The organism is Bradyrhizobium betae, from assembly GCF_004123905.1.
In the GTDB taxonomy this organism is placed as follows: domain Bacteria; phylum Pseudomonadota; class Alphaproteobacteria; order Rhizobiales; family Xanthobacteraceae; genus Bradyrhizobium; species Bradyrhizobium betae_A.
Genome location: NZ_MZXW01000016.1, coordinates 48203 through 74678, shown reverse-complemented (window position 1 = coordinate 74678; position 26476 = coordinate 48203). Strand labels below are relative to the sequence as shown.

The window sequence follows — 26476 nt, the reverse complement described above, 5'->3', positions numbered from 1 at the left end:
GGGCTCCGAACCCACTCGATATGTGGGAAACTAACACATTCGCTGCAACCGTCCACGCGCGGCCGAATGTCGCCCTTGGCTACAATCCAGACGAGCGGACGTGGTTAATCGCTGGAATCGTGCGATTTCGACACCGCGCGGCCACCCGCTACCATTTGTCACAAATTCCGCAACACCGTGGCGGGCTTTTTGTTCAACGCCAGCAGCGTGCCGGCGAGCCCGAGCCCGACCGTGACGATGAGGGCGGCCACGACGACGCCGGCCGCGCTGCCGGCCTGCCAGACGAAGCTCAGCGTCATCAGCCGCGTCACGATCATCCAGGCGGCGATGCTGCCGGCGATCACGCCGAACATCGCGGTGGCAAGCCCGATCAGGAGGTATTCGAGGGCATAGGCGCCGAGCAGCCGCAGCCGCGTCGCGCCGAGGGTCTTGAGGATCACGGCATCGTAGACCCGGTGGCGATGGCCGGCGGCGAGCGCCCCGCCCAGCACCAGGATCGCCGAGATCAGGGTGATCGCGCTGGCGCCACGGATCGCCAGCGCCAGATTGGTGACTACCGATCCGACCGTCTCCATCACCTCGCGCACGCGCACGCTGGTCACCATGGGGTAGGCGTCGGCGACCTGCTTGATGATCTTGCCGTCGGCCTCGGCAGTGCCGCCGCTTTCCGTCAGCGTCGCGATGTGGGTGTGCGGCGCGCCCTTGAAGGCGTTCGGCGAGAATACGAGGACGAAATTGATGCCGAGGCCCTGCCAGTCGATGGTGCGCAGATTGCCGATCCTGGCGGGGATGTCGCGGCCGAGCACGTTGACCACGATTTCGTCGCCGAGCTTGAGGCCCAGCCCGTCCGCGATCTTCTTCTCCATCGAGACCAGCGGCGGCCCGGAATAGTCCGCGCTCCACCATTCGCCCTCGACCACCTTGGAGCCCTTCGGCAGCTCGGCGGTATAAGTCAGGCCGCGGTCGCTTTGCAGCACCCATTCCGAATCGGTGGTGGGCTTGAGCTCCTCGGCGCGCACCCCGCGCGCTCCGACGATGCGACCGCGCAGCATTGGCACGTCCTCGACCTTCGCACCAGGCGCGATCTGGCGCAAATAATCGTCGAACGGTGCGGCCTGCGTGCTCGGGATGTCGATGAAGAAGAACGACGGCGCGTGCTCGGGCAGCGCGGCCAGGAACTGCCGGCGCAGATTGCCGTCGATCTGGGTGATGGTGACGAGCACGGCCAAGCCCAGGCCCAGCGACAGCACGACCGAGGGCGTCAGCGCGCCGGGCCGGTGGATGTTGGCGACCGCCAGCCGCAGCATCGGCAGCCGCGACCGCGGCAGCCGCCGTGCGATCGTCATCAAGAGGGCCGCGATGCCGCGCAGCAGCGCGAACACGACGACGGATGAGGCCACGAACACGGCGGCGATGCGCTTGTCGAATGAGAGCCCGATCACCACCGCAATGAGCAGCGCGACCACGACGGCCATGAACAGTAGATAGCCCAGGCGCGGCCGGTGCCATTCGGAGCTGATGGTGTCGCGGAACAGCGCTGCGACAGGCACATCATGCACGCGCCCGAGCGGCCACAGGCCGAAGGCGAGCGCGGTGAGCAGGCCGTAGACGAAGGACAGCGCGAGCTCGTCGGCATGCACCGCCGGCACCACCGGCAGCGGCAATAGCTTGCCGAACAGCCCGACGATGGCGAACGGCATGGCGGCGCCGAGCGCCAGCCCGATCACCGAACCGATCGCGGCCAGCAGCAGGACCTGCGCGAGATAGATGCCGAACACGTCGCGGCCGGTGGCGCCGACAGCCTTGAAGGCCGCGATCACCTCGAGCTTGCGGTCGATATGGCTCTTCACGGCATTGGCGACGCCGACGCCGCCGACCAGCAGCGCGGCGAGGCCGACCAGCGTCAAAAACTGGGTGAAGCGGCTGATGTTGCGTTCGAGCTGCGGCGAGGCGTTGGAGCGGCTGCGGACTTCCCAGCCGGCCTGCGGCGCGGCGTTGCGCGAATCCGCGATGAAGGCCTCGGTCGCGCGCTCGCTGTTGGCGGCATCGGGCAGTTTGACCCGGTAGACCCAGCGCACCAGGCTGCCGGGCTGGATCAGGCCGGTGGCCTTCAGGCCCGCCTCGCTGATCAGGAAGCGCGGTCCAAAACCGATGCCGCCGGCGAGCTTGTCGGGCTCGGCTTCGACGGTGCTGCGGATCTGGAACGTCGCGGACCCGACAGTGACGCGGTCGCCGGTCTTGAGCGACATCCGGGCCAGCAGCGTCGGATCGGCGGCGGCGCCGAACGCGCCGTCACGTTCTGCGAGGAGATCGGACATCGGCAGCTGCGGCGCGAGCGTCAGCTGTCCGAGCATTGGATAGGTACCGTCGACCGCCTTCATCTCGACCAGTGCGAGCTGGCCGTCAGCCGAGCGCGCCATGCCGCGCAAGGTCGCCGCGGTCGAGACGGTGCCGCGTGAGCGCAGGAAGGCGACCTCTTCGGGTTTGGCCTCGCGCTGGAACAGCACGAACGAAACGTCGCCGCCGAGCAGCGTGCGGCCCTCGCGGGCGAGACCGTCGGAGAGGCTCGCCGAGACCGAGCCGACGCCGGCGATCGCCATCACGCCAAGCGCGATGCAGGCGATGAAGACGTAGAAGCCGCGCAGGCCGCCGCGCAATTCGCGCAGCGCATAACGCAGCGCCAGCGCGACGCCGTTGGGCTTCGCGAACGGTTCGACAGCTGCGCTCATGCGGGGGCGGACTGCGTGTCGATGCGGCCGGAGCGCAGGCGGATGACGCGGTCGCAGCGGTGCGCCAGCGAGGAATCGTGGGTGACCAGCACCAGCGTCATGCCGCGCTCGGCATGCTTGGTGAAAAGCAGATCGACGATCTGCTTTCCGGTCGTCTCGTCGAGATTGCCGGTCGGCTCGTCCGCGACAAGGATGGCGGGATCGGGCGCCAGTGCGCGCGCGAGCGCGACGCGCTGCTGCTCGCCGCCGGACAGCTGCGTCGGATAGTGATGCAGGCGGTCGCCAAGCCCGACCGATTGCAGCTCCTGCGCCGCGCGCTTCGCAGCATCCGGATTGCCGGCAAGCTCGAGCGGCACGGCGACGTTTTCCAGCGCCGTCATGGTCGGGATCAGATGGAAGGACTGGAAGACGATGCCGACCTGGCGGCCGCGGAAGCGCGCCAGCGCGTCCTCGTCGAGGGCATTGAAAGGTGTGCCTGACACCACCACCTCTCCGCTATCAGGACGCTCCAGCCCCGCCATCACCATCAGCAGCGTGGATTTGCCCGAGCCTGACGGGCCGATCAGGCCGATCGTCTCGCCCGAGCCGACCCGCAAGCTGATATCCTTGAGGATGTGAACGCGTGCCGCCCCCGATCCCAATGACAGGTTGACGTTGGAGATGGCGATGGTGTCCGCCGAGGCGGTGAGCGAAGAGGATTCTATGCGAGTGTCCATGGTCCGGTCATATGGCAACTCCGCACGCGCGGTCGAGAGGCGTTACGGATTCTTCATGCACATAGCCGTGTTGATGCTCGCTTTGATGACGGTCCTAAACCCGGCTTGGGCGGAAGCGACAAAACCGCTCAAGCTTGTCGTTCTCGGCGATTCCCTGAGCGCCGGCCTCGGCCTCCCGGCCCAGCAGGCATTCCCCGCAAAGCTCCAAAAAGCCTTGCAGGCCAAAGGTATAGAGGTCGACATGACCAATGCCGGGGTGTCGGGCGACACCTCCTCCGGCGGCCGCGACCGGCTCGATTGGTCAGTCCCTGACGGAACCGAGGGGGTGATCGTCGAACTCGGCGCCAACGACGCGCTGCGCGGCATCGATCCCGATGTGACGCGCGCCGCGCTGACCGAGATCGTCCAGCGTCTCAAGGCGCGCAAGATCCCTGTGATGCTGTGTGGCATGCTGGCGCCGCCGAATTACGGCGCCGACTACGCCGCGCGCTTCAATTCGATTTATCCGGATCTTTCGAAAAAATTCGACGTGCCGCTCTATCCGTTCTTCCTCGACGGCGTCGCGGCCGACGCCAAGCTCAACCAGGCCGACGGCATTCATCCGACCGCCGCCGGCGTCGACATCATCGTCGGCAACATGATGCCCATGGTGGAGGCATTCCTTGGCACGATAAGCGAGCAACGACGTTGAAAAGCAGGCAACGCTAACCCTAATTCCCAGTGTTTTACCGGAGTGAGGCGCGCGACTCTTCGCAGAGTCACACAAACGCGATAGGAATCAAGGTACAGATGATTCGTCGCCGGCTCTAAAATTTGGATATGATCTCTTCTCAAGGGATCATGCCCAAGCATCGGGAGTGCGAAACGATGCCGCGTTTGTTTACTGGTCTGGAAATCCCGGACGAGGTCTGCCAGACGCTTTCTAATTTGCGAGGTGGCCTTCCAGGCGCCCGCTGGATCGATCCCGAAAATTATCACGTCACCCTGCGCTTCATCGGCGATATCGACGGCCTGTCCGCCAACGAGATCGCCTCGATGCTGTTTCGCGTCGACCGCAAGCCGTTCGAGGTGAAGGTGCAGGGGCTGACGAGTTTTGGCGGCCGCAAACCGAGGGCAGTCGTTGCGACGATTGTGCCGAGCAAGCCGCTGATGGAATTGCAGGCCGAGCTCGAACGCATGATGCAGCGGATCGGCCTCGACCCCGAGGGACGCAAGTTCATCCCGCATGTCACGCTGGCCCGCCTGCACGACGCCACCGACCGCGACGTCGCCGACTATCTTTCGATGCGCGGATACTTTCCGAGCAAGGCGTTCACGGCCGAACGCTTCGTGCTGTTCTCGTCGCGTGCGTCCACCGGCGGCGGCCCGTATGTGGTCGAGGACGCCTACGAGCTATGTGAGTGAGCGCAACTCTCGTGCGCCCCGGACGCTGCGCAGCGTCACCATAGCGCGTTGAAGACGCGCGTGATCGGGCTTTCGGTTCCGCAGCGCGTCCGGGACACGGAACGCATAGCGCCCCGCACCAATTGACGGCTTGCAATTTCCGCCCATCTCTGGCGGTAAAGAGCCATGCTCTCCACGCCAAATTCATCATTCCGCGAGGCATACCAGGCCCAGATCGTATCAGGCGCGATCGAGCCCGATGCTGCGCAGGCCGAGGTCGCCGAGGCCTATGCGGCGCTCGACCAGCGGCTCGCCAACTACAAGCCGCAGCGCAAGCAGGGCCTGCTCGCCCGCCTGTTCAGCAGCGACAAGGACGAGGTGCCGCGCGGGCTCTACATTCACGGCGAGGTCGGCCGCGGCAAGACCATGCTGATGGATTTGTTCTTCCAGCACTCGACCGTCGAGCACAAGCGCCGCGCGCATTTTCACGAGTTCATGGCCGATGTGCACGAGCGCATCTACGATTATCGCCAGGCCATCGCGCGCGGCGAGATCGCCGATGGCGACGTCATGGTGCTCACGGCGAATGCGATCTTCGAGGAGAGCTGGCTGCTCTGCTTCGACGAATTCCACGTCACCGACATCGCGGACGCGATGATCCTCGGACGCCTGTTCGCAAAACTGTTCGAGCTTGGCACCGTCGTGGTCGCAACCTCCAACGTCGCGCCCGACGATCTCTACAAGGGCGGCCTCAACCGTTCGCTGTTCCTGCCCTTCATCAAGCAGATCACCGACCACATGGATGTGGCGCGGCTCGATGCGCGCACCGACTTCCGGCTGGAAAAGCTTCAGGGCGTGCCGATGTGGCTGACGCCGGCGGATGGCGATGCCGACGAAGCGCTCAACCGCGCCTGGTCGAAGATGACAGGCAACGCCAAGTGCAAGTCGCGTGATATTTCGATCAAGGGCCGCATCCTGCACGTGCCGTGCTCGGCCCATGGCGTCGCGCGGTTTTCGTTTGCCGACCTCTGCGAGAAGCCGCTCGGCGCATCCGACTACCTCAGGCTGGCGCACGACTACCACACCATCCTGGTCGACCATATTCCAGTGATGGACGTCTCCCAGCGCAATTCCGCCAAGCGCTTCATCACGCTGATCGATACGCTCTATGACAATGCCGTGAAGCTGATGGCCTCGGCCGATGCCAATCCGATCTCGCTCTACCTCGCCCATGAGGGCAACGAGGCCATGGAGTTCAAGCGAACCGCCTCGCGTCTGATCGAGATGAGCTCGGAATCCTATCTGGCGCTGGCTCACGGCCGCAAGGATTCCACCGCCAGCGGCTCCACCAAGGGCCTGGTGGAGACTTAAGTCCTATTTGCCAGCGCTGTCATTCCGGGGCGCGCGAAGCGACGAGCCCCGAACCCATCCCTCAGCACGGTTTGTTGCCTGATGGATTCCGGGCTCGCGACTTCGTCGCGCCCCGGAATGACAGGGCTGCGTGCTTCAGGCATCAGCAAGCCCGACAATTGGGCATCCACCGACTTGAACGGCGGAAGCGAAAAGGATAACCACCCAGTCAGTTTTCCCTCCTTACGTGTCTAAAGGACAGGTTCACATGGCGCGCGACAAGATTGCTTTGATTGGCTCCGGTCAGATCGGCGGAACGCTGGCTCACCTCATCGGCCTGAAAGAACTGGGCGACGTCGTGATGTTCGACATCGCCGAGGGCGTGCCGCAGGGCAAGGCGCTCGACATCGCGCAGTCCTCGCCGGTCGACGGTTTCGACGCCCACTACACCGGCGCGAACTCGTACGAGGCGCTCGACAACGCAAAAGTCTGCATCGTCACCGCCGGCGTGCCGCGCAAGCCCGGCATGAGCCGCGACGATCTCCTCTCCATCAACCTCAAGGTCATGGAGCAGGTCGGCGCCGGCATCAAGAAATACGCCCCCGACGCCTTCGTCATCTGCATCACCAACCCGCTCGATGCGATGGTCTGGGCGCTGCAGAAGGCCTCCGGCCTGCCGCACAAGAAGGTCGTCGGCATGGCCGGCGTGCTGGATTCGTCGCGCTTCCGCTACTTCCTGGCCGACGAGTTCAACGTCTCGGTCGAAGACGTCACCGCCTTCGTGCTCGGCGGCCATGGCGACACCATGGTGCCGCTGGTGAAGTATTCCACCGTGGCCGGCATCCCGCTGCCCGACCTCGTCAAGATGGGCTGGACCTCGCAGGCGCGCCTCGACGAGATCGTCGACCGCACCCGTAACGGCGGCGCCGAGATCGTGAACCTGCTCAAGACCGGCTCGGCTTTCTACGCGCCGGCGGCGTCGGCGATCGCGATGGCCGAGAGCTATCTGCGTGACAAGAAGCGCGTGCTGGCCTCGGCCGCCTACCTGAACGGCGAATACGGCGTGAAGGACATGTATGTCGGCGTGCCCGTCGTGATCGGCTCCAAGGGCGTCGAGCGCGTCGTCGAGATCGAACTCGCCGGCAAGGACCGCGAAGCCTTCGACAAGTCGGTCGGCGCGGTACAGGGCCTGGTCGACGCCTGCAAGAAGATCGCACCCGATCTTCTCGGCCGCTAAGGTCAAAACAATCCCGCCGAAGATCGAAACCCGGTCTTCGGCGGTTTCACTTCCGGACCCCGGCTGCAACACTTGTTGATGGCTCGGCGGGTTTCCGGGTCGGCAGTCCAGAGATCGATGTCAAAGAATCCGTGTTGCAGTTCCTGTGGTATATGGTATGCCAGCCACAAGACTGAGGTGGGCCCATGTGGTCACCGCCCGCGGGTTCAGGGAGCGACCATATGAATATCCATGAATATCAGGCCAAAGCGCTGCTCAGCGAGTTCGGCGTAGCGATCTCCAAGGGCGTGCCCGTCCTGAAGCCCGCCGATGCAGAGGCCGCCGCCAAGGCGCTCCCCGGTCCGGTCTATGTGGTGAAGAGCCAGATCCACGCCGGCGGCCGCGGCAAGGGCAAGTTCAAGGAAGCCTCAGCCGGCGACAAGGGCGGCGTCCGCATCGCCAAGTCGGCCGCCGAGGTCACCGAGTTCGCCAAGCAGATGCTGGGCGCCACGCTGGTGACGATCCAGACTGGCCCCGCCGGCAAGCAGGTCAACCGCCTCTACATCGAGGACGGCTCCGACATCGACAAGGAGTTCTATCTCTCGATCCTGGTCGACCGCGAGACCTCGCGCGTCTCGTTCGTCGTCTCGACCGAAGGCGGCGTCAACATCGAGGACGTCGCGCACAACAACCCTGAGAAGATCGTGACCTTCTCGGTCGATCCCGCCACCGGCATCATGGGCCATCACGGCCGCACCGTTGCCAATGCGCTGAAGCTCTCCGGCGACCTCGCCAAGCAGGCCGAGAAGCTCACCGCGCAGCTCTACGCGGCGTTCGTCGCCAAGGACATGTCGATGCTGGAGATCAACCCGCTGGTCGTGACCAAGCAGGGTCAGCTCCGCGTGCTCGACGCCAAGGTCTCGTTCGACGACAACTCCCTGTTCCGTCATCCCGACGTGCTCGCACTGCGCGACGAGACCGAGGAAGACGCCAAGGAAATCGAGGCGTCGAAATACGACCTCAACTACGTCACCCTCGACGGCAACATCGGCTGCATGGTCAACGGCGCCGGTCTCGCCATGGCCACGATGGACATCATCAAGCTCTACGGCATGGCGCCGGCCAACTTCCTCGACGTCGGCGGCAGCGCCAGCAAGGAGAAGGTCGCGGCCGCCTTCAAGATCATCACCGCCGATCCCAACGTGAAGGGCATCCTGGTCAACATCTTCGGTGGCATCATGAAGTGCGACGTGATCGCCGAAGGCGTCACGGCAGCCGTCCGCGAGGTCGGCCTCAGCGTGCCGCTGGTGGTTCGCCTCGAAGGCACCAATGTCGAGCTCGGCAAGAAGATCATCCGTGAGTCCGGCCTGAACGTGGTGCCGGCGGACAATCTCGACGATGCCGCGCAGAAGATCGTGAAGGCCGTCAAGGGAGGCTAAGGCCATGACCCAGGACCATCTCGCCGCATCATCCCCGCTTCCCGAGCACGCGCGCCTCGCCGCGTTCGCCGGCGAATGGAATGGCGAAGAGGTGGTCTTCCCGTCGCGCTGGATGGCGGGCGGGCAGGCAACTTCGCGCACTGTCGCGCGCATGGATCTCAATGGATTCTACCTGATCCAGGACAGTGTCCAGATGCGCGACGGCAAGCAGAGTTTTGCCACCCATGGCCTCTTCACCTGGGACCGTGACGACCGGACCTACAAATTGTTCTGGTACGATTCACTCGGCTACACGCCGCCCTCGCCCGCCTCCGGCGGGTGGGTCGGCAAGACCCTGACGCTGGTGCGCGGCTCGCTCCGCGGCAATGCGCGCCACGTCTACGAGATCATCGACGACGATTCCTATTCGTTGAAGATCCAGTTCTCGCCGGACGCGGAAGGTTGGGCTGACGTGCTCACCGGCGTCTACCGCCGCATCCACTGATCTCTCACTCGTTAGTTTCGCGAAAGCAGACCTCATGTCCATCCTGATCGACAAGAACACCAAGGTCATCTGCCAGGGCTTTACCGGCAAGAACGGCACCTTCCACTCCGAGGCCGCGATTGCCTATGGCACCAAGATGGTCGGCGGCACTTCGCCAGGCAAAGGCGGCGCGACGCATCTGGGCCTGCCGGTGTTCGACACCGTGCGCGAGGCGCGTGAGAAGACCGGCGCCGATGCGTCGGTGATCTATGTGCCGCCGCCGGGCGCGGCGGATGCGATCTGCGAAGCCATCGATGCCGAGATCCCGCTGATCGTCTGCATCACCGAGGGCATTCCCGTCATCGACATGGTGCGCGTGAAGCGTTCGCTGGCCGGCTCCAAGTCGCGCCTGATCGGGCCGAACTGCCCGGGCGTCATGACCGCCGGCGAGTGCAAGATCGGCATCATGCCCGCCAACATCTTCAAGACCGGCTCTGTCGGCATCGTCTCCCGCTCCGGCACGCTGACTTATGAGGCCGTGTTCCAGACCTCCCAGGAAGGCCTCGGCCAGACCACCGCGGTCGGCATCGGCGGCGATCCGGTCAAGGGAACCGAGTTCATCGACGTGCTGGAAATGCTGCTGGCCGACCCCAAGACCGAATCGATCATCATGATCGGCGAGATCGGCGGTTCCGCCGAGGAGGACGCCGCCCAGTTCCTCAAGGATGAGGCCAAGCGCGGTCGCAAGAAGCCGATGGTCGGTTTCATCGCCGGTGTCACCGCACCTCCCGGCCGCCGCATGGGCCATGCCGGCGCGATCATCTCGGGCGGCAAGGGCGACGCCGGTTCCAAGACCGACGCGATGAAATCGGCAGGAATTACAGTCTCGCCGTCTCCCGCCCGCCTCGGCCACACGCTTGCCGAAATATTGAAGGGCTAATTCAGTTCTTCGTGCTTTTCCGGGCGAAGTTTCGCAGCAAATAGGATAAATGGTGCCTGTCGCGCTGGGCCTCTGCCGGGGAGCCCAGCGCCAGCGCCGTTTGTTATGCGCGAACCGAAATCGCCAGGAACTCAAGTATGTCTCGCCAAGACGCGAACGCAGCCTTTGCCCTCTCTTCCTTTTTGCAGGGCACCAACGCCACCTACATCGACGAAATCTACGCCCGCTACGAGAAGGACCCGTCCTCGGTCGACGCCGAGTGGCAGGAATTCTTCAAGAGCCTCAACGACCAGCCCGCCGACGTCCGGAAGAACGCCGAGGGCCCGTCCTGGGAGCGGACCAACTGGCCGCTGACCCCGCAGGATGATCTGACCTCCGCCCTCGACGGCAACTGGGCCGAAGTCGAGAAGGCGGTCGGCGCCAAGATCGCCGCCAAGGCGCAGGCCAAGGCGGGCGACAAGGGTGGCATTTCTTCCGCCGACGTGCTTCAGGCCACGCGCGACTCCGTCCGCGCGCTGATGCTGATCCGCTCCTACCGCATGCGCGGCCACTTCCACGCCAAGCTCGATCCACTCGGCATCGAGGCCCCCAAGAATCGCGAAGAGCTCGACCCCCGCACCTACGGTTTCAGCGAAGCGGATTTCGACCGCAAGATCTTCCTCGATCACGTGCTCGGCCTCGAATATGCGAGCCTGCGTGAGATCACCGCGATCTGCGAGCGCACCTACTGCCAGACGCTCGGCGTCGAGTTCATGCATATCAGCAATGCCGCGCAGAAGGCCTGGATCCAAGAGCGCATCGAGGGCCCGGACAAGGAGATCTCGTTCACCCGCGAAGGCCGCCGCGCCATCCTGATGAAGCTGGTCGAAGCCGAAGGCTTCGAAAAATTCTGCGACACCAAGTTCACCGGCACCAAGCGCTTCGGTCTCGATGGCGGCGAATCGCTGATCCCCGCACTCGAGCAGATCATCAAGCGCGGCGGCAATCTCGGCGTGAAGGAAGTCGTGGTCGGCATGCCGCATCGCGGCCGCCTCAACGTGCTGACGCAGGTGATGGGCAAGCCGCACCGCGCGCTGTTCCATGAGTTCAAGGGCGGCTCGGCCAATCCCGACGCGGTCGAAGGTTCCGGCGACGTCAAATACCATCTCGGCGCGTCCTCGGACCGCGAGTTCGACGGCAACCGCATCCATCTGTCGCTGACCGCGAACCCCTCGCATCTCGAGATCGTCGATCCCGTGGTGCTCGGCAAGGTCCGCGCCAAGCAGGACCAGCATGGCGATCCGCCGGACCAGCGCATCTCGGTGATGCCGCTCTTGATGCACGGCGACGCCGCGTTCGCCGGCCAGGGCGTGGTCGCGGAATGCTTCGGCCTGTCGGACCTGAAGGGCTACCGCACCGGCGGCTCCGTGCACTTCATCGTCAACAACCAGATCGGCTTCACCACCTATCCGCGTTACTCGCGCTCCTCGCCCTATCCGTCGGATGTGGCGAAGATGATCGACGCGCCGATCTTCCACGTGAACGGCGACGATCCCGAAGCCGTGGTGTTCGCGGCCAAGGTCGCCACCGAATTCCGGCAGAAGTTCCACAAGCCCGTCGTCATCGACATGTTTTGCTATCGCAGGCATGGCCATAACGAGGGCGACGAGCCGGCCTTCACCCAGCCGGTGATGTACAAGAGGATTGCGGCTCATCCGTCCACGCTCGAGCTCTACGCCCGCCGCCTGATCAGCGAAGGCGTGGTGACCGAGGGCGAGGTCGACAAGGCCAAGGCGGACTGGCGCGCGCGGCTCGACGCCGAGCTCGAAGCCGGCTCCGGCTACAAGCCCAACAAGGCGGACTGGCTCGACGGCAAATGGGCCGGCTTCAAGATCGCCGATCAGGAAGAGGATGCGCGGCGCGGCGTGACCGGCGTCGATATCGCCGAGCTGAAGGATATCGGCCGCAAGATCACCAAGGTGCCGGACGGCTTCCGCGCCCACCGCACCATCCAGCGCTTCCTCGAAAACCGCTCCAAGGCGATCGACGGCGGTACGGGCATCGACTGGGCGACCGGCGAGGCGCTGGCGTTCTGCACGCTGCTCAACGAAAACCACCATGTCCGGCTGTCCGGACAGGATTCTGAGCGCGGCACCTTCTCGCAGCGTCACTCGGTCCTGATCGACCAGGAGGACGAGAGCCGCTACACGCCGTTCAACCATCTCGGCCACGAGCAGGGCCATTACGAGGTCATCAACTCGCTGCTGTCGGAAGAAGCCGTGCTCGGCTTCGAATACGGCTATTCGCTCGCCGAGCCGAACACGCTGACGCTGTGGGAAGCCCAGTTCGGCGACTTCGCCAACGGTGCGCAGGTCGTGTTCGACCAGTTCATCTCCTCGGGCGAGCGCAAATGGCTGCGTATGTCCGGTCTCGTCTGCCTCTTGCCGCACGGCTATGAGGGCCAGGGACCGGAGCATTCCTCGGCGCGTCTGGAGCGTTACCTCCAGATGTGCGCGGAAGACAACATGCAGGTGGTCTATCCGACCACGCCGGCGAACTACTTCCACGTGCTGCGCCGCCAGCTGCATCGCGAGATCCGCAAGCCGCTGATCGTGATGACGCCGAAGTCGCTGCTGCGTCACAAGCGGGCGGTCTCGCGTCTCGAGGAGCTCGCGAAGGGAACGACCTTCCACCGCATCCTCTATGATGACGCCCAGATGCTGCCGAACGAGGCCATCAAGCTCGTCCCCGACGAGAAGATCCGCCGCATCGTGCTCTGCTCCGGCAAGGTCTATTACGATCTCTACGAGGAGCGCGAGAAGCGCGGCATCGACGACATCTATCTGATGCGCGTCGAGCAGCTCTATCCGGTGCCGCTGAAGGCGCTGGTGGCCGAGCTGTCCCGCTTCAAGAAGGCGGAGGTGATCTGGTGCCAGGAAGAGCCGCGCAACATGGGTGCGTGGCACTTCATCGAGCCCTATCTGGAATGGGTGCTGAACCAGGCCAACGGTGTGAGCCGGCGTCCGCGTTATGTCGGCCGCGCCGCTTCCGCCGCGACCGCCACTGGTCTGATGTCCAAGCATCAGGCGCAGTTGAAGGCGTTCCTGGACGAAGCACTGAGCTAGCAATTTTGGACTGTGTCATGCCCCGCGAAGGCGGGGCATCCAGTATTCCGCGGCGTTCGTTCTGATCACGAAGGTTACGGCGTACTGGATTGCCCGCCTCCGCGGGCAATGACGTATGAAATTCATGAACGCACTGGCGATCTCCTTAAGGAAAAGACCATGACTGAAATTCGTGTGCCGACGCTCGGCGAATCCGTCACCGAGGCCACCATCGGCCGCTGGTTCAAGAAGGCCGGCGATGCCGTCGCCGTCGACGAGCCCTTGGTGGAGCTCGAGACCGACAAGGTCACCATCGAAGTCCCGGCGCCCTCAGCCGGCACGCTGAGCGAGATCATCGCCGCCGACGGCACGACCGTCGCGGTCGGCGCGCTGCTCGGCCAGATCACCGACGGTGCTGGTGCTGCGAAGCCGGCCGCTACGCCCGCCAAGCCGGCCGCTGCTGCTCCAGCCGCCGCGGCTGCCGCTCCGGCTCCGGCCGCGAAGGCGCCGCCGGCCGACGCGCCGCTCGCCCCCTCCGTGCGAAAGCTCTCCGCCGAGACCGGCGTCGACGCCTCGACCGTGCCGGGCTCCGGCAAGGACGGCCGCGTCACCAAGGGCGACATGCTCGCTGCGATCGAGCGTGCGGCCTCCGCGCCGACCCCGGTCAACCAGCCCGCCGCCGCCGTACAGGTGCGCAGCGCTTCGCCGGCCGATGACGCCGCCCGCGAAGAGCGCGTCAAGATGACCCGCCTGCGCCAGACCATCGCGCGCCGCCTCAAGGACGTGCAGAACACCGCGGCCATGCTGACGACCTTCAACGAGGTCGACATGACCAACGTCATGGCGCTGCGGGCCCACTACAAGGATGCGTTCGAGAAGAAGCACGGCAGCAAGCTCGGCTTCATGGGCTTCTTCACCAAGGCCGTCGTGCAGGCCCTGAAGGACATCCCGGCGGTCAACGCCGAGATCGACGGCACCGATCTGATCTACAAGAACTATTACCATATCGGCGTCGCCGTCGGCACCGACAAGGGCCTCGTCGTGCCCGTGGTGCGCGACTGCGACAACAAGTCGATCGCCGACATCGAGAAGGGCATCGCCGATTTCGGCCGCCGCGCCCGAGACGGCCAGCTCAAGATCGACGAGATGCAGGGCGGCACCTTCACCATCACCAACGGCGGCATCTACGGCTCGCTGATGTCGACCCCGATCCTGAACGCGCCGCAGTCCGGCATTCTCGGCATGCACAAGATCCAGGAGCGGCCGATGGTCGTCGCCGGCAAGGTCGAGGTCCGCCCGATGATGTATCTGGCGTTGTCCTACGATCACCGCGTGATCGACGGCAAGGAAGCCGTCACCTTCCTGGTGCGCGTCAAGGAGAGCCTGGAAGACCCGGCGCGCCTGGTGCTCGATCTCTGATCGCTGATGCTTTGAAAACGCCGTCGCCCGCATGGGCGACGGCGTTTGTCGAAAGATGGAGGCGGAATTGACGGATAAAGTCGTTGTCATCACCGGCGGCAGCCGCGGCATCGGTCGCGCCACGGCGCTCGCGGTTGCCGCGCGGGGCTTCCGTGTCGTCGTCGGCTATGCCAGCAACAAGCAGGCGGCCGACGAGGTTGTCGCGCAGATCGCGGCCAGCAATGGCAAGGCCATCGCGGTGAAATGCGACGTCGCCGAGGAAGGCGATATCGTCGAGCTGTTCAGGCAAGCCGACAAGTTCGGTACGCTCGGTGCGCTCGTCAACAATGGCGGTATCGTCGGCCAGAGCGGCGTGCGCGTCGACGAGATGTCGGCCGAGCGTATCCAGCGCGTGATGGCGGTCAACGTCACCGGCTCCATCCTCTGCGCGCGCGAGGCCGTGAAGCGGATGTCGACCAAGCACGGCGGCAAGGGCGGCGTCATCGTCAATCTGTCATCGGTTGCCGCCAAGCTCGGCGCGCCCAATACTTATGTCGATTATGCCGCCTCCAAAGGTGCGATCGATTCCTTCACCATCGGCCTCGGTTATGAGGTCGCGAGCGAAGGCATTCGCGTCGCGGGCATTCGCCCCGGCCTGATCGATACGGAAATCCACGCCTCCGGCGGCGAGCCCGACCGGCACCATCGTCTGGCCCATATGGTGCCGATGAAGCGCGTCGGCACCGCCGACGAAATCGCCAACGCCATCGTCTGGTTGATGTCGGACGAGGCGTCTTACGTTACCGCAGCCACTCTCGATGTGTCCGGCGGACGCTGACGCGCCGCGCGGACGCTGACACATCCTCATCACGCTAAACTTACGGGACTTTCTCTCATGGCTACTTACGATCTCGTCGTCATCGGCACCGGACCTGGCGGTTATGTCTGCGCGGTGCGCGCAAGCCAGCTCGGCATGAAAGTCGCCGTGGTCGAAAAGAACGCCACGCTCGGCGGCACCTGCCTCAATGTCGGCTGCATGCCGTCGAAGGCGCTGCTGCACGCGTCCGAAATGTTCGAGGAAGCCGGGCACTCCTTCGCCAAGATGGGCATCAGCGTTCCGGCGCCGAAGCTCGAATTGCCGGCGATGATGAACTTCAAGCAGCAGGGCATCGACGGCAACGTCAAGGGCGTCGAGTTCCTGATGAAGAAGAACAAGGTCGACGTGCTCAAGGGCACCGGCAAGATCCTTGGCACCGGCAAGGTCGAAGTCTCCGCCGACGGCAAGTCGCAGGTGATCGAGACCAAGAACATCGTGATTGCGACGGGCTCGGACATCGCGCGCCTCAAGGGCATCGAGATCGACGAGAAGCGCATCGTGTCGTCGACCGGCGCGCTGTCGCTCGACAAGGTCCCCGGCAAGCTCCTGATCGTCGGCGCCGGCGTGATCGGCCTCGAGCTCGGCTCGGTATGGAAACGCCTCGGCGCTGAAGTCGTCGTGGTCGAATTCCTCGATCGCATCCTGCCCGGCATGGACGGCGAGATCGCCAAGCAATTCCAGCGCATCCTCGAGAAGCAGGGCTTTGCGTTCAAGCTCGGTGCCAAGGTCACCGCCGTCGACACATCAGGCAAGACGCTGAAGGCGACGATCGAGCCCGCCGCCGGCGGCGCTGCCGAGACGATCGAAGCCGACGTCGTGCTCGTCTGCATCGGCCGCGTGCCGTACACCGACGGGCTCGGCCTGAAGGAAGCGGGCGTCGCGCTCGATCCCCGCGGCCGCGTGCAGATCGATCCGCATTTCGCTACCAGCCTGAAGGGCGTCTATGCCATCGGCGACGTCGTCGCGGGCCCGATGCTCGCGCACAAGGCCGAGGATGAAGGCGTGGCGGTTGCCGAGATCATCGCGGGGCAGGCCGGCCACGTGAACTACGACGTTATCCCAGGCGTCGTGTATACCACGCCGGAAGTGTCCTCCGTCGGCAAGACCGAGGAGGAGCTGAAGCAGGCAGGCACAGCTTATACCGTCGGAAAGTTTCCCTTTACCGCCAACGGCCGCTCCAAGGTCAACCAGACGACTGATGGCTTCGTTAAGATTCTCGCAGATGCGAAGACCGATCGCGTGCTGGGCGTGCACATTATCGGCATCGAGGCCGGCGAAATGATCCATGAAGCCTGCGTTCTCATGGAATTCGGTGGCAGTGCGGAGGATCTCGCGCGCACCTGCCACGCGCATCCGACCCGCTCGGAAGCCGTCAAGGAAGCCGCGCTTGCAGTCGGCAAGCGGGCCATCCATATGTAGGAACGCGCCCAGCGCTGAATCGGGCGGGAAACACATGCTGCGCCGCCTTCTTCAACCGGTCTGGGTCTTGCTGGCGATCATCTTCCTGATCGAAGCCTGGCTGTGGGACCATCTCGAACCGATTGTCGCGCGGGTTGTCGCAGCCATCCCGCTCGCGCGCTTCAAGCAATGGCTGACGGAGCGCGTCGATGCGCTGCCGCCGGCGATGACGCTGATCGTGTTCGCGGTGCCGATCATCCCGCTGTTTCCGCTCAAGCTGATCGGCCTGTATCTGCTCACGCATGAATACTGGCTCACCGGCGTCTCCACGTTCCTGTTCGCAAAGCTGCTCGGCGTCGGCGTCACCGCCTTCGTGTTCGACGTGACGCGCGACAAGCTGATGGAGATGGGCTGGTTCGAGCGGCTCTACGCCCTCGTGATGAGGCTGCGCGCAAAGGCAGCCGAGCTGGTCGACCCGATCAAGCGCCGCATCCGCGAGCTGATCGCCGGCAACGGCGAGGGCTGGTCGTCACGGACGCTGCGTTTGATCCAGCGTTTCCGCAAGAGCGTGCACGAAGCGCGCTGACACATATTCGGTGTTATTGCCCGCAAGGCGGGCAATCCAGTAGTCCAGGGACGTCGGTCGAATACCGAAAGGCCGCGGCGTACTGGATGCCCCGCCTTCGCGGGGCATGACACTGTCTGTGTGGCTTCGAGCGTGCGTGATAGCGCAGAACCCTCAATGCAAATGCAGCATATGCGGCATCCACAGGCCGAGCGCGGTCATGAAGATGCCGGCGAGCGTCAGGATGCCGGCGACATAGGCGAGCGCGATCATGCCGGTGATGATGGTGGCCGAGGCCAGCACGATGCCGATCTGGAAGGCGGCCGACGCCAGCTCGAAATGGTGGTATTTCGCGGTCGCCTCGTCGCGCTCGTGCTCGGCGTGCTTGGCCTTCTCGGCCAGCTGCTCGGTGCCTTCGCCGGTCTCGGGCTCGGAGCGGTAGCGCGCCGCCGTCTTGGTCCAGTCGTCGATCTGCTTCTGCACCGCCGCCTTGGTGGCGTCGTCGGTTGCGAAGCCGAGCGTGAGCTTGCCCTGCTCGGCCGCAGTCTGCACCACGGTGCGGCGGATACTCTTGGCCTGGAAGAAGGCCCAGAGATTGGCGCCCTCGACGTTCTTGCTGATCGATTCGGTCTGGGCGCCCTTGCCGAGCGTCTCCGAGATCGCCAGGAATAGCGCGAGAACCGCGATCAGGAGGGCGATCTTCTTGTTCGAGCCGGACGCGTGTTCGGCGTGCTCGGCATGCTCCATGCTTTCATGTGCGCTCATGATTCCCCTCCTGTTCGGTTGCCAACGATTGACCGAACCGCAGGCACCGCGCAAGAGGCACGCATGCCAGAGAGCCTGCTATGACAGCTTCATGTCAGGATTAAGCGCGGTCTACCGCCGCGGATGCGCGCTCGCATAGACTTCCAGCAGGCGTTCAGAATCGATGCCGGTGTAGATCTGCGTGGTCGAGAGCGAGGAATGGCCGAGCAATTCCTGGATCGCGCGCAGGTCGCCGCCGCGCGACAGCAGATGCGTGGCGAAGGAATGCCGCAGCGCATGCGGCGTGGCGCTGTCAGGCAGGCCGAGCGCGCCGCGCAACCGCTCCATCGCGAGCTGGATGATGCGCGGGCTGAGCGGGCCGCCGCGGGCGCCGAGGAAGATCGGGCCTTCCGCCGGCAGCGGATACGGGCACATCCCAACATATTCGTCGACCAGCGCCAGCACGTTTTGCAGCACCGGCACCATGCGGGTCTTGTTGCCTTTGCCTGTGACGATCAGCACGTCGCCTTCGCCGGGCCGCGGCACCTCGCGGCGCTTCAGGCCGAGCGCCTCGGAGATGCGCAGGCCCGATCCATACAACAGCGCCATCACCGCAGCGTCGCGTGCCAGGATCCAGGTCTCGCGGTCCTCGCCGGCGCGCTCGTCGGCATCGGCCAGACGCTTTGCGGATGCCATCGGCAGCGGCTTCGGCAAGGTCTTGGCCACCTTCGGCGCGCGGATCGCCGAGAGCGCGCCGACCTTGCCCTTGCCCTCGCGTTCGAGAAAGCGGCCGAACGAGCGCAGGCCCGCGAGCGCGCGCATCAATGAACGTCCCGCAATATCGTCAGCGCGGCGCATCGCCATGAAGGCGCGCACGTCGGTGGCCTCCAGCGACGCGAAACGTGCGAGCGTCACGCGTTCGCCCCAATAGGCGCAAAGAAAATCCAGGCACTGCCGCAAGTCGCGGCCATAGGCCTCCAGCGTCTTCGGCGACAGCCGCCGCTCGGCGCCGAGATGCGACAGCCAGCGCGTCATCTCCAGCGCGATCGAGGGATCGGCGCTGGCGAGCTCGATTTGTGGGGCCGCGGCTTTGCTCATGCGCTCTGGACGTAATGATTCCGCACAGTATATCGCATCACACCAGTTTACTGTTCGCTAAGGCTGCCCCGGGGCGCTAGCCTCAAGGCCCAAGGTTCCGATTCTTCCTCCAAAGACCATTGATGGATCACTCGTCCCGCAGCACGACGACCCCCGCCAACGCGACCCGCATGGTCGACGTGCTGGTGCCGGTCGCGCTCGACCAGACCTATTCCTACAAGGTGCCGCGCGGGATGGAGTTGAAGGCGGGCGATCTCGTCGGTGTGCCGCTCGGCCCGCGCGAGGTGCTGGCCGTGGTCTGGGCGGAAAACGCCAATCCCGATCCGCGCCTGCACAATCGCCTGAAGGAAGTCAGCGAGAAGCTCGACCTTCCGTCTTTGAAGCCAGAGTTGCGCTCCGTCGTCGACTGGGTCGCCAATTACACGCTCAGTCCGCGCGGCATGGTGCTGCGCATGTGCCTGCGGATGGGCGAGAATCTCGGCCCCGAGCGGGTCCGCGCCGGCGTGCGCCTGGTCGGCGATCCCCCCAAACGGCTGACGCCGGCGCGGCAGCGCCTGATCGAGGTGCTGTCGGACCGGCTGCTGCACGGCAAGTCGGAAGCCACCAAGGAAGCCGGCGTTTCCGCCGGTGTGGTCGACGGGCTCGTCGACGAAGGCACGCTGACGGTCGAGCCGATGCCGCCGCCTGCGCCGCCGCCCGCGCCCGATCCGGATTTCGGCCGGCCGGATTTTTCGCCGCTGCAGCGCGCTGCGGCCGATACGTTGCGCGCGCTCGCGGCCAACGGCACGTTCCACGTCGCGCTGCTCGACGGCGTCACCGGTTCGGGCAAGACCGAGGTCTATTTCGAGGCGGTCGCGGAAGCGATCCGACGCGGAAAACAGTCGCTGATCCTGATGCCGGAGATCGCGCTCACCGGCCAGTTCCTCGATCGCTTCGCGCAGCGCTTTGGCGTGCGGCCGATCGAATGGCATTCGGAGCTGACGCCGCGCACCCGCGCGCGCAATTGGGCGGCGATTTCGGAAGGTTCCGCGCCGGTCGTGGTCGGGGCGCGCTCGGCGCTGTTTCTGCCTTACGGCAATCTCGGCCTCATCATCGTCGATGAAGAGCACGATCAGGCCTACAAGCAAGACGAGGGCGTACATTACCACGCCCGCGACATGGCGGTGGTGCGCGCGCATATCGCAAAGATTCCGATCGTGCTGGCCTCGGCGACACCCTCCGTCGAATCCGAGGTCAATGCACGCAAGAATCGCTATCAGCGCATCGCGCTGCCGTCGCGGTTCGGCGGCCAGCATATGCCGCATATCGAGGCCATCGACATGCGCCGCGAGCCGCCTGCGCGCGGCCGCTATATTTCACCACGTTTGGCCTCCGAGATCAGAAGAGCGATCGAGAAGCGCGAGCAGGCGCTGCTGTTCCTCAATCGCCGCGGCTATGCGCCGCTGACGCTGTGCCGTGCCTGCGGCCATCGCTTCGCCTGCACCATCTGCGATGCCTGGCTGGTCGATCACCGTTTTCGCCAGCGGCTGGTCTGCCATCATTGCGGCTTCTCGATGCCGCGGCCGCCGACCTGTCCGCATTGCGCGGCGGAAGAATCGCTGGTGGCGGTCGGGCCGGGCGTCGAGCGCTTGCAGGAGGAGGCGGCCGCGCTGTTCCCGGACGCACGCACCATGGTGCTGTCGAGCGATCTCATCACCTCGATCGAGACGATGCGCAGCGAGCTTGCCGAGATCGCGGAGGGCCGCGTCGACATCATCATCGGCACGCAACTCGTCGCCAAGGGCCACAATTTTCCGCGGCTCAATCTGGTTGGCGTGGTCGATGCCGATCTCGGTCTTAGCAATGGCGATCCGCGCGCGGCGGAACGCACCTGGCAATTGCTCAACCAGGTGATCGGCCGCGCCGGCCGCGAGCAGGGCCGCGGCGTCGGCTATTTGCAAACGCACCAGCCCGATCATCCCGTGATGAAGGCGCTGATCGCCTGCGACCGCGAGGCCTTTTACGACAGCGAGATCGATCTGCGCGAGCGCACGCTGTATCCGCCGTTCGGCCGGCTCGCGAGCCTGATCATCTCGGCCGGCGACCGCCCGAGCGCCGAGGGCCTTGGCCGCAGGCTCGTGGCCCTCGCGCCGCGCGACGAGCGCGTGGTGGTGCTGGGCCCGGCGGAAGCCCCGCTCGCGGTGATCAAGGGCCGTTATCGTTTCCGCATCCTGGTGAAATCGGCGCGCGGTTTCGACCTCTCGGATTATCTGCGCAACTGGCTCGCGGTGTGCCCGAAGCCGAAGGGCAATCAGAAGCTCGAAGTGGACATCGATCCGCAGAGCTTTTTGTAGAAGCCACCGCACTCTCCCCGTCATTGCTTCGCTGCGCTCGCGATGACGGTGTTGATGCAGCTGTGAGCGAAAACCCAGTCTCGTGCCCCGGACGCAGCGCAGCGCCTCTTCGGCGGTGCGGTGCAGAGCCGGGGCCCATGCCGTAGCGGTCCGTGTCGCTTTCTGGGTCCCGGCTCTGCGCAGCAACGCTACGCGCTGCAGCGCGTCCGGGACACGAGCGAGACGAGTGCCGCTGCTCTAATGAAAAGGCAAACAAAAAGCCCGCCGTCCCCCAAGACGGCGGGCTTGTTTCGGCCGTGCTGATCTCGCCGCTCACATGTCCCCGGACAATGACGAGAATCCCCGGACAATGACGAGAACTGCGCTTTGAGGTGAGGCGCTGAGCGCCGTTAGGAGACGACTTCCGCGGTGACGCGGCCGACGCCGGCGCCGGTGAGGCCGATGGCGCGGGCGGCACCGGTGGAGAGGTCGAGGACACGGCCGCGAATGAACGGGCCACGGTCATTGATGGTGACGATGACGCTCGAGCCGCCATGGGTGACGCGCAGCTTGGTGCCGAACGGCAGCGAACGGTGCGCTGCGGTCATGGCGTTCTGGTTGAAGCGCGCGCCCGAGGCCGTGCGGCTGCCGGACTCGTTGCCGTAATAGGAGGCCATGCCGGAGAAGCTGTGGCCCGAGCCCGACGACGGCGTCATCGCCGCGTTGGCGTTGCGCCAGTCGGAGGTCGCGTTGATGTCAGCCTGGGCGTGGTGGCGGTGATGATGGTGAGAGGCCCGGTGGTGATGCCGGGATTTGGCGGAAGCTTCGGTGGCAGTTCCACCAACGAGGAAAGTTGCAGCAACGAAAGCGATCGCCGTACGCGGCCGGGTCACAGAGCCCAGCGTCTTCAAAGACAGCATTTAGTGGTCCCTAAGCTAGTATTGCCACATATGTGGCCAGTGGAGCCCCCATCGGTTTGTGAGCGATTTGGCGTTTCGTTGGGCAATGAGGCGTGAATTGGGCAGTAAATCTGTTCCGTGTCATCATGAAACATCTTGTTACTGGCATCGATATTGCAGCCGATGTTCCGTAAGCTTGCGCTTTAATAACTCCTTAACCGAATTATTACTTCTGAATACTGTAAAATAAAGTCATTCCATTCCAAGTTTAGAATTGCGTAAGTATTCGGGAGGAGTTGGCAACTCGCCGGGAATCACGCCTCAGCGATCCGTGTTCATGGCCGCTATGCGCTGAGGGCGGGAACGAATGGGAGGCGAATGGGCGGGATGGCGCCGTCAGGCTCACGGCAATTCCGTGGCGTGGCAGGTCGTCATCCGGATCACCGTCGAAGCGTCGTGGACTGCGACGAACTGGCGAGAAAGAGCCGGGCCTTTAAGTTGCCGTCATGTTGCACGTGCGCGCCTGCTATGTTAGCAAAGCCGCGATTTTAACGGACCCGGCACTTCCCGTGTCGGCCGAAAATCGAAGTCCCGCTTGAATTCCAAGGGCTTGGATCGCTAGGCGCCGCTTTGTGGCGACGGTTTTTCCCTTGCGAATTTGACAGCACAAAGAGCGCGTCTGTGGCTGCAGAAGATACCTCCGTTTCCGGTGTGTCCGGCCGTTATGCAACGGCCTTGTTTGAACTGGCCCGCGACCAGAAAGTGGTCGACGAGGTCAAAGCCGATCTTGAGAGGTTCGAGGGCCTGCTGAACGAAAGCGCCGATCTCAAGCGCCTCGTCCGCAGCCCGGTGTTTGCGGCCGAGACCCAGTCCAAGGCCCTTTCGGCCGTGCTGGATAAGGCCGGTATCGCCGGCATCTCCGCCAATTTCCTCAAAGTGCTGACCGCCAACCGCCGCCTGTTCGCGGTGGCTGACGTCATCCGCGCCTACCGCGCCCTGGTCGCAAGGTTCAAGGGCGAGGTGACGGCCGACGTCACCGTGGCGGAAGCGCTTTCGGACAAGAATCTCGACGCCCTCAAGGTTGCCCTGAAGTCGGTGACCGGCAAGGACGTCGCGCTCAACGTGAATGTCGACCCCTCGATCATCGGTGGCCTCGTGGTGAAACTTGGCAGCCGCATGATCGATAGTTCGCTTCGCACCAAACTCAATTCGATCAAGCACGCGATGAAAGAGGCAGGCTGATGGACATCCGCGCCGCGGAAATTTCCGCGATCCTCAAGGACCAGATCAAGAATTTCGGCCAGGAAGCTGAAGTCTCCGAAGTCGGACAGGTGCTGTCCGTCGGCGACGGCATCGCCCGCGTCTACGGTCTGGACAATGTCCAGGCCGGTGAAATGGTCGAGTTCGAGAACGGCACGCGCGGCATGGCGCTGAACCTCGAGACCGACAACGTCGGTATCGTTATTTTCGGCGGCGACCGTGAGATCAAGGAAGGCCAGACCGTCAAGCGCACCCGCGCCATCGTGGACGCGCCGGTCGGCAAGGGCCTGCTCGGCCGCGTCGTCGACGCGCTCGGCAACCCGATCGACGGCAAGGGCCCGATCCAGGCCGACAAGCGCATGCGCGTCGACGTCAAGGCGCCCGGCATCATTCCGCGCAAGTCGGTGAGCGAGCCGATGGCGACCGGCCTCAAGGCGATCGACGCCCTGATCCCGATCGGCCGTGGCCAGCGCGAGTTGATCATCGGTGACCGTCAGACCGGCAAGACCGCGATCGCGCTCGACACCATCCTGAACCAGAAGCCGCTCAACGCGCAGCCCGACGAGAACATCAAGCTGTATTGCGTCTACGTCGCGATCGGCCAGAAGCGTTCGACGGTTGCCCAGTTCGTGAAGGTGCTGGAAGAGCAGGGCGCGCTCGAGTACTCGATCATCGTCGCCGCCACCGCGTCCGATCCGGCGCCGATGCAATACATCGCGCCGTTCACCGGCTGCACCATGGGCGAGTATTTCCGCGACAACGGCATGCACGCGGTCATCATCTATGACGATCTGTCCAAGCAGGCCGTCGCCTACCGCCAGATGTCGCTACTGCTGCGCCGCCCGCCGGGCCGCGAAGCCTATCCCGGCGACGTGTTCTATCTGCACTCCCGCCTGCTCGAGCGCGCGGCGAAGCTGAACAAGGACCAGGGCTCGGGCTCGCTGACGGCGCTGCCGGTCATCGAAACCCAGGCCAACGACGTGTCGGCCTACATCCCGACCAACGTCATCTCGATCACCGACGGCCAGATCTTCCTGGAAACCGACCTGTTCTTCCAGGGCATCCGTCCTGCCGTGAACGTCGGTCTGTCGGTGTCGCGCGTCGGTTCGTCGGCGCAGACCAAGGCCACCAAGAAGGTCGCCGGCAAGATCAAGGGTGAGCTCGCGCAGTACCGCGAAATGGCGGCGTTCGCGCAGTTCGGCTCCGACCTCGACGCCTCGACCCAGCGCCTGCTGAATCGCGGCTCGCGCCTGACCGAACTTCTGAAGCAGCCGCAATTCGCGCCGCTGAAGATGGAAGAGCAGGTCTGCGTGATCTGGGCCGGTACCAACGGCTATCTCGATCCGCTCCCGGTCAACAAGGTGCGCGCGTTCGAGGATGGTCTGTTGTCGCTGCTGCGCGGCAAGAACGTCGAGATCCTCAATGCGATCCGCGACAGCCGCGATCTCTCGGACGACACGGCCGGCAAGCTGAAGTCGGTTGTCGAGGGCTTCGCGAAGTCTTTCGCATAAGTGGGCCGTCATGGCCGGGCTGAAGCGCGAAGCGCGTCTTCGCACTTCAAGTCCCGGCCATCCACGCCTTGACTGCGTGGAGACGAAGACGTGGATGCCCGGGACAAGCCCGGGCATGACGACAAGATAGGGTCGCGGTCCAGCCACAGGCTGATCGCCGGGGTGAACGAAGAATGGCGTCACTTAAAGACATGCGGGTCCGCATCGCCTCCACCAAGGCGACGCAGAAGATCACCAAGGCCATGCAGATGGTCGCCGCGTCCAGATTGCGTCGCGCCCAGCAAGCGGCCGAAGCGGCGCGGCCCTATGCCGACAAGATGAGCGCGGTGATCTCCAACATCGCCAGCGCTGCTGCGGGTTCGCCCGGCGCGCCGGCGCTGCTGGCCGGCACCGGCAAGGACCAGGTTCATTTGCTGCTGGTTTGCACTGGCGAGCGCGGCCTGTCCGGCGCCTTCAACTCCTCGATCGTGCGCCTCGCGCGCGAGCGCGCCCAGGCGCTGATGGCGCAGGGCAAGGACGTCAAATTCTTCTGCGTCGGCCGCAAGGGCTATGAGCAGCTTCGCCGTCTGTTCGACAAGCAGATCGTCGAGCATCTCGACCTGCGCAGCGTTCGTCAGCTCGGCTTCGTCAACGCCGAGGACATCGCCAGGAAGGTTCTGGCGCGCTTCGACGCCGGCGAGTTCGACGTCTGCACGCTGTTCTACGCGCAGTTCAAGTCGGTGATCGCCCAGATCCCGACCGCGCAGCAGATCATTCCGCTGGTCGTGGAAGAAAAGGCGGCGAACGCGCCGTCGACGTCCTACGAATATGAGCCGGAGGAGGACGAACTCCTCACGGGCCTTTTGCCGCGCAACATCGCGGTGCAGATCTTCCGCGCGCTGCTGGAAAACAACGCTTCGTTCTACGGCGCGCAGATGAGCTCGATGGACAACGCCACCCGCAACGCCGGCGAAATGATCCGCAAGCAAACCCAGATCTACAACCGAACCCGTCAAGCCCAGATCACCAAGGAGCTGATCGAGATCATCTCCGGCGCCGAGGCGGTCTGACGCACGAACCAAACGACGGTCGTTCAAGTAAAGAATTTCGAAGGAG

General features: G+C 64.5%; 21 protein-coding genes. 16 read left to right on the top strand and 5 right to left on the bottom strand.

The genetic code is table 11. From position 1 onward, the window contains the following. Positions 1–158: 158 nt before the first annotated feature. Entirely contained in the window at positions 159–2729 is a 2571-nt protein-coding gene (locus B5V03_RS10465; RefSeq protein WP_129269845.1) for an ABC transporter permease, read from the bottom strand. After that, positions 2726–3445 carry an ABC transporter ATP-binding protein gene (locus B5V03_RS10460; protein ID WP_129269843.1) on the bottom strand — a complete coding sequence of 240 codons (720 nt, stop codon included), beginning with the start codon at positions 3443–3445 and terminating at the stop codon, positions 2726–2728. The genes B5V03_RS10465 and B5V03_RS10460 overlap by 4 nt, the downstream gene beginning before the upstream one ends. 55 nt (positions 3446–3500) lie before the next feature. Between B5V03_RS10460 and B5V03_RS10455 the strand changes: the two genes are divergently transcribed. The 12 genes from B5V03_RS10455 (at position 3501) to B5V03_RS10400 (ending at position 17578) form a co-directional block, all read left to right on the top strand. Next, complete coding sequence (locus B5V03_RS10455; RefSeq protein ID WP_164988021.1) at positions 3501–4136, top strand: arylesterase; 636 nt, start codon at positions 3501–3503, stop codon at positions 4134–4136. A gap of 176 nt (positions 4137–4312) precedes the next feature. Beyond that, positions 4313–4849 carry an RNA 2',3'-cyclic phosphodiesterase gene (thpR, locus tag B5V03_RS10450; protein WP_129269841.1) on the top strand — a complete coding sequence of 179 codons (537 nt, stop codon included), beginning with the start codon at positions 4313–4315 and terminating at the stop codon, positions 4847–4849. A 165-nt stretch (positions 4850–5014) separates the two neighbouring features. Then, positions 5015–6199, top strand: coding sequence for a cell division protein ZapE (gene zapE, locus B5V03_RS10445; RefSeq protein ID WP_129269839.1), 1185 nt, complete (start codon positions 5015–5017; stop codon positions 6197–6199). A 247-nt stretch (positions 6200–6446) separates the two neighbouring features. Beyond that, a complete protein-coding gene (gene mdh, locus B5V03_RS10440) occupies positions 6447–7415 on the top strand; it encodes a malate dehydrogenase (protein WP_027533317.1) in 969 nt (322 codons plus the stop codon). 221 nt (positions 7416–7636) lie between these two features. Next, positions 7637–8833 (top strand): ADP-forming succinate--CoA ligase subunit beta, encoded by a 1197-nt coding sequence (gene sucC / locus B5V03_RS10435; protein ID WP_129269837.1) that lies wholly within the window; start codon positions 7637–7639, stop codon positions 8831–8833. 4 nt (positions 8834–8837) lie between these two features. Next, positions 8838–9317, top strand: a complete 480-nt coding sequence (locus B5V03_RS10430) for a DUF1579 family protein (protein WP_129269835.1) — start codon at positions 8838–8840, stop codon at positions 9315–9317. A 34-nt stretch (positions 9318–9351) separates the two neighbouring features. Continuing rightward, positions 9352–10236 carry a succinate--CoA ligase subunit alpha gene (gene sucD / locus B5V03_RS10425; RefSeq protein WP_129269833.1) on the top strand — a complete coding sequence of 295 codons (885 nt, stop codon included), beginning with the start codon at positions 9352–9354 and terminating at the stop codon, positions 10234–10236. A gap of 137 nt (positions 10237–10373) precedes the next feature. Further along, the gene (locus tag B5V03_RS10420) at positions 10374–13340 is read left to right on the top strand and encodes a 2-oxoglutarate dehydrogenase E1 component (RefSeq protein WP_129269831.1); all 2967 of its coding nucleotides are present in this window, start codon (positions 10374–10376) and stop codon (positions 13338–13340) included. Between the two features lie 159 nt (positions 13341–13499). Then, on the top strand, positions 13500–14738 hold the full coding sequence (gene odhB / locus B5V03_RS10415) for a 2-oxoglutarate dehydrogenase complex dihydrolipoyllysine-residue succinyltransferase (RefSeq protein WP_129269829.1): 1239 nt from the start codon (positions 13500–13502) through the stop codon (positions 14736–14738). Positions 14739–14793: 55 nt separating this feature from the next. Continuing rightward, positions 14794–15555 carry an SDR family oxidoreductase gene (locus tag B5V03_RS10410; RefSeq protein WP_129269827.1) on the top strand — a complete coding sequence of 254 codons (762 nt, stop codon included), beginning with the start codon at positions 14794–14796 and terminating at the stop codon, positions 15553–15555. 57 nt (positions 15556–15612) lie between these two features. Next, the gene (gene lpdA, locus B5V03_RS10405; RefSeq protein ID WP_129269825.1) at positions 15613–17013 is read left to right on the top strand and encodes a dihydrolipoyl dehydrogenase; all 1401 of its coding nucleotides are present in this window, start codon (positions 15613–15615) and stop codon (positions 17011–17013) included. Between the two features lie 34 nt (positions 17014–17047). Then, on the top strand, positions 17048–17578 hold the full coding sequence (locus tag B5V03_RS10400; protein ID WP_129269823.1) for a hypothetical protein: 531 nt from the start codon (positions 17048–17050) through the stop codon (positions 17576–17578). Between the two features lie 153 nt (positions 17579–17731). On the opposite strand, the gene B5V03_RS10395 is transcribed toward B5V03_RS10400, so the two are convergent. Continuing rightward, positions 17732–18322, bottom strand: a complete 591-nt coding sequence (locus tag B5V03_RS10395) for a DUF4337 domain-containing protein (protein ID WP_129269821.1) — start codon at positions 18320–18322, stop codon at positions 17732–17734. A 111-nt stretch (positions 18323–18433) separates the two neighbouring features. Then, the gene (locus B5V03_RS10390) at positions 18434–19399 is read right to left on the bottom strand and encodes a tyrosine recombinase XerC (protein ID WP_129269819.1); all 966 of its coding nucleotides are present in this window, start codon (positions 19397–19399) and stop codon (positions 18434–18436) included. Between the two features lie 122 nt (positions 19400–19521). Here B5V03_RS10390 and B5V03_RS10385 point away from each other — a divergent pair, with 122 nt between their 5' ends. Next, positions 19522–21732, top strand: a complete 2211-nt coding sequence (locus B5V03_RS10385; RefSeq protein WP_129269817.1) for a primosomal protein N' — start codon at positions 19522–19524, stop codon at positions 21730–21732. Between the two features lie 389 nt (positions 21733–22121). On the opposite strand, the gene B5V03_RS10380 is transcribed toward B5V03_RS10385, so the two are convergent. Then, positions 22122–22631, bottom strand: a complete 510-nt coding sequence (locus tag B5V03_RS10380) for a septal ring lytic transglycosylase RlpA family protein (protein ID WP_129269815.1) — start codon at positions 22629–22631, stop codon at positions 22122–22124. A gap of 660 nt (positions 22632–23291) precedes the next feature. On the opposite strand from B5V03_RS10380, the gene B5V03_RS10375 reads away from it, so the two are divergent. The 3 genes from B5V03_RS10375 (at position 23292) to B5V03_RS10365 (ending at position 26430) form a co-directional block, all read left to right on the top strand. Further along, the gene (locus B5V03_RS10375) at positions 23292–23852 is read left to right on the top strand and encodes a F0F1 ATP synthase subunit delta (RefSeq protein WP_129269813.1); all 561 of its coding nucleotides are present in this window, start codon (positions 23292–23294) and stop codon (positions 23850–23852) included. After that, positions 23852–25381 carry a F0F1 ATP synthase subunit alpha gene (gene atpA, locus B5V03_RS10370; protein WP_129269811.1) on the top strand — a complete coding sequence of 510 codons (1530 nt, stop codon included), beginning with the start codon at positions 23852–23854 and terminating at the stop codon, positions 25379–25381. Before B5V03_RS10375 ends, atpA begins: the two co-directional genes overlap by 1 nt. Before the next feature lie 173 nt (positions 25382–25554). Beyond that, on the top strand, positions 25555–26430 hold the full coding sequence (locus B5V03_RS10365; protein ID WP_129269809.1) for a F0F1 ATP synthase subunit gamma: 876 nt from the start codon (positions 25555–25557) through the stop codon (positions 26428–26430). Positions 26431–26476: the final 46 nt, after the last annotated feature.

Coding starts and splice junctions, on each gene's coding strand:
- B5V03_RS10465 (WP_129269845.1), bottom strand. CDS start 2,729: ATGAGCGCAGCTGTCGAACCGTTCGCGAAGCCCAACGGCGTCGCGCTG.
- B5V03_RS10460 (WP_129269843.1), bottom strand. CDS start 3,445: ATGGACACTCGCATAGAATCCTCTTCGCTCACCGCCTCGGCGGACACC.
- B5V03_RS10455 (WP_164988021.1), top strand. CDS start 3,501: ATGCACATAGCCGTGTTGATGCTCGCTTTGATGACGGTCCTAAACCCG.
- thpR (WP_129269841.1), top strand. CDS start 4,313: ATGCCGCGTTTGTTTACTGGTCTGGAAATCCCGGACGAGGTCTGCCAG.
- zapE (WP_129269839.1), top strand. CDS start 5,015: ATGCTCTCCACGCCAAATTCATCATTCCGCGAGGCATACCAGGCCCAG.
- mdh (WP_027533317.1), top strand. CDS start 6,447: ATGGCGCGCGACAAGATTGCTTTGATTGGCTCCGGTCAGATCGGCGGA.
- sucC (WP_129269837.1), top strand. CDS start 7,637: ATGAATATCCATGAATATCAGGCCAAAGCGCTGCTCAGCGAGTTCGGC.
- B5V03_RS10430 (WP_129269835.1), top strand. CDS start 8,838: ATGACCCAGGACCATCTCGCCGCATCATCCCCGCTTCCCGAGCACGCG.
- sucD (WP_129269833.1), top strand. CDS start 9,352: ATGTCCATCCTGATCGACAAGAACACCAAGGTCATCTGCCAGGGCTTT.
- B5V03_RS10420 (WP_129269831.1), top strand. CDS start 10,374: ATGTCTCGCCAAGACGCGAACGCAGCCTTTGCCCTCTCTTCCTTTTTG.
- odhB (WP_129269829.1), top strand. CDS start 13,500: ATGACTGAAATTCGTGTGCCGACGCTCGGCGAATCCGTCACCGAGGCC.
- B5V03_RS10410 (WP_129269827.1), top strand. CDS start 14,794: ATGGAGGCGGAATTGACGGATAAAGTCGTTGTCATCACCGGCGGCAGC.
- lpdA (WP_129269825.1), top strand. CDS start 15,613: ATGGCTACTTACGATCTCGTCGTCATCGGCACCGGACCTGGCGGTTAT.
- B5V03_RS10400 (WP_129269823.1), top strand. CDS start 17,048: ATGCTGCGCCGCCTTCTTCAACCGGTCTGGGTCTTGCTGGCGATCATC.
- B5V03_RS10395 (WP_129269821.1), bottom strand. CDS start 18,322: ATGAGCGCACATGAAAGCATGGAGCATGCCGAGCACGCCGAACACGCG.
- B5V03_RS10390 (WP_129269819.1), bottom strand. CDS start 19,399: ATGAGCAAAGCCGCGGCCCCACAAATCGAGCTCGCCAGCGCCGATCCC.
- B5V03_RS10385 (WP_129269817.1), top strand. CDS start 19,522: ATGGATCACTCGTCCCGCAGCACGACGACCCCCGCCAACGCGACCCGC.
- B5V03_RS10380 (WP_129269815.1), bottom strand. CDS start 22,631: ATGCTGTCTTTGAAGACGCTGGGCTCTGTGACCCGGCCGCGTACGGCG.
- atpA (WP_129269811.1), top strand. CDS start 23,852: ATGGACATCCGCGCCGCGGAAATTTCCGCGATCCTCAAGGACCAGATC.
- B5V03_RS10365 (WP_129269809.1), top strand. CDS start 25,555: ATGGCGTCACTTAAAGACATGCGGGTCCGCATCGCCTCCACCAAGGCG.